This window comes from Vibrio genomosp. F10 str. 9ZD137 (assembly GCF_049974785.1).
Lineage (GTDB): Bacteria > Pseudomonadota > Gammaproteobacteria > Enterobacterales > Vibrionaceae > Vibrio.
In genome coordinates this window covers 1-2,546 of record NZ_JBNGCJ010000766.1, presented here as the reverse complement: position 1 = coordinate 2,546, position 2,546 = coordinate 1, and the positions used below count along the sequence as shown (strand labels likewise).

The 2,546-nt window shown below is 42.8% G+C and carries 4 protein-coding genes; 1 reads left to right on the top strand and 3 read right to left on the bottom strand.

What is annotated here, in order from left to right; genetic code table 11:
* The 3 genes from ACP45E_RS17980 to ACP45E_RS17970 form a co-directional block, all read right to left on the bottom strand.
* Window positions 1-381, bottom strand: a 381-nt coding sequence (locus ACP45E_RS17980; protein WP_141707405.1) for an ATP-binding cassette domain-containing protein, incomplete at its 3' end; no start/stop codon positions are given.
* Complete coding sequence (locus ACP45E_RS17975) at window positions 378-1,049, bottom strand: amino acid ABC transporter permease (RefSeq protein WP_017034365.1); 672 nt, start codon at window positions 1,047-1,049, stop codon at window positions 378-380. The genes ACP45E_RS17975 and ACP45E_RS17980, both read right to left, overlap by 4 nt.
* A gap of 126 nt (window positions 1,050-1,175) precedes the next feature.
* Window positions 1,176-1,922: an amino acid ABC transporter substrate-binding protein gene (locus ACP45E_RS17970; RefSeq protein WP_017034364.1), complete on the bottom strand. Its 747-nt coding sequence runs from the start codon at window positions 1,920-1,922 to the stop codon at window positions 1,176-1,178.
* Between the two features lie 376 nt (window positions 1,923-2,298).
* Between ACP45E_RS17970 and ACP45E_RS17965 the strand changes: the two genes are divergently transcribed.
* Window positions 2,299-2,546, top strand: a 248-nt coding sequence (locus tag ACP45E_RS17965) for a DnaA N-terminal domain-containing protein (RefSeq protein WP_277815719.1), incomplete at its 3' end; no start/stop codon positions are given.

Here is a 2,546-nt window from a genome sequence, read left to right as displayed (position 1 = left end):
ACCGCTCTTCCGATCTTGCTGAGCTTTGGCTAAAGCCTGATCTTTTTTCCATCCTCTGACGGTAATCAGCCCTTCTGCAATATTTTGTCGCGCTGTCATATGAGAAAACAGAGCATAGTTTTGGAAGACAAAGCCTGTTTTTCTTCTCAGCGCTAGTATTTCTGCTTTGCTGTGGGATTCTGCATTCACTGAAACATCATCTATCGTGATGGTCCCTTTATCGGCTTGCTCTAAGAAGTTGACGCATCGGAGTAGTGTGGATTTTCCTGTGCCACTAGAACCGATAATAACAATGATCTCGCCTTGCTTTATTTCAAGGTCAATTCCTTTTAGCACTTCGGTCTCCCCAAAGTGTTTGTGGATGTTGTTTAATTTAATCATCGTTGGTAAGCCTTATTTAACTTCTCTTCCGCAAAGATTTGTACACGTGTTAACACTAAAACCACTGCCCAGTAGATAAGGGCGACCGCGAGGAAAGCTTCAAAAAACCGAAAGCTCGACGACGCCTCCATTTGAGCGATTGCCATCACTTCTGTTACCCCTAATGTGAAAGCGAGAGAGGTCGACTTAATCATATCGATGAAGTAGTTCATGAGAGAAGGCAGTGCGATTCGGGTGGCTTGCGGCAAAATAATCCGTCGCATCGCTTGTGTGGAGGTCATGCCAACAGACAGGCTCGCTTCCATTTGGCTGCGATCAACCCCAATGATGGCGGCACGAATACTCTCTGCCATATAAGCGGCAAAGTGCAGCGTTAAACCAATAACGGCCGCACTAAAGGCGTCGATGCCTACCATGATTGGAAAAATCTGCGGCAATCCGTAATAAAGGAGGAAAAGTTGAACCAAAAGTGGTGTGCCACGGAAAAAACTAATGTACAGCTGGCTTAACTGATCAAGTACAGGCACTTTGAATACGCGAATATTGGCGAGAATGACCGCAAGCGCCAGTGAGAAAAATAATCCCCATATGGCCATTTCCATCGTCGTGCCAAGATACCTGAGCAGGACTGGTAATAGCTCAAGCATATAGTTGAAATCAAAACCCATGAAGTGACCCTATTATAGACAGCGGTTATGTAAGCTGTGTTTCATTAAACTGAAATTATCGTGCTCTATAGACAAGAAAAGGCGGAACCTCATGTCCCACCTTTTTATAGAATAAACGTTTTAGGGCTATTTAGTAATATCAGCGCCAAACCATTTCTTCGATATTTCGGCTAGAGTGCCATCTTCGCGCATAGCTGATAAAGCTTGGTTTACTTCACCTTGTAGCTTTTGTCCCTGAGCGTTATCCACAAACGGCCAAGCGTTTTGAATCGTTTCAAATGGCTGACCTGCAAGTTGAAGAGGAAGCCCTGTCTTTTTAATCAATTCAAGCGCAGATAGACGATCCATGACAAAAGCATCGGCACGGCCTAGTGCGACATCATGCTCAATACCCGTATCGTAGGTTTTGATGGTGATTTTGTTGTCGGTATCGTAGTTACGAAGCAGTTGTTCAAAGTTAGAGCCTAGGTTTACCGCGACCGTTTTACCTTCTAGGTCTTCAATACCTTGAATTGCATCGTTACCTTTACGTACGGTAATTTGTGCGCCATCAACCACATACGGGTCTGCAAACAAGTATTTTGCCTGACGTGCTTCTGTCATGGTGATCTGATTTGAAATCGTATCAATTCGACCTGTTTCAAGTAGGCCAAACAAACCAGAGAAGTTTGCAGTAACGTATTCAACGTTGTAGTCGTTACGTTTGCCTATTTCATTCCAAAGATCGACTTCAAATCCTTGTAATTCATCTTGTTGAACAAAAGTGAATGGGAAGTAGCGCCCAGACATGCCAACTTTAACGTCAGTCGCGGCTTGAACCGTGGCTGTAGATAGTGCAAAAACGGCAATAGCAGTCTTAATCCAGTTTTTCATAATACAACTCCATATTTATGTAGGACGAGATACTACTGTTAGGCTTTAGATTAGAGAAATAACTAAGTGCGATAAATTAGAGGAAAGCGGTCTAAGTTAACAAAATTCCTTCGCAGAATGATCGATCATTTTAATTTAATTCACAGAGTTATCACCAATAGTGCGATCTCTCTAATTCATCCACAATGTGGATCAAAATGTGGATCAAAATGTGGGTAAATAAAGGGCAAGATGTGTTGATCCGTCGGTTTTGAGCGTAAAAATTGTGAATAACTTCGATCTTATTCACTGGATCGTTGATCAATCGCTGGTGATCTGGGTTATCAACAGGTAAAATCGCCAGTCTTTTCCGATTAATATTTCGAGTGGGGGCACCGTGTCATCTTCGCTTTGGTTGCAATGTCTGCAACAGCTTCAAGAAGAGCTACCAGCTACAGAATTCAGTATGTGGGTTCGTCCGTTACAAGCGGAGCTCAATGACAATACTCTGACCTTATTTGCCCCGAACCGATTTGTTCTAGATTGGGTACGTGATAAGTACATCAATAGTATTAATCGATTACTGCAAGAATATTGTGGCAATGATACGCCCAGTTTACGTTTTGAAATTGGTAGCTTACCTGT

Coding starts and splice junctions, on each gene's coding strand:
- ACP45E_RS17975 (WP_017034365.1), bottom strand. CDS start 1,049: ATGGGTTTTGATTTCAACTATATGCTTGAGCTATTACCAGTCCTGCTC.
- ACP45E_RS17970 (WP_017034364.1), bottom strand. CDS start 1,922: ATGAAAAACTGGATTAAGACTGCTATTGCCGTTTTTGCACTATCTACA.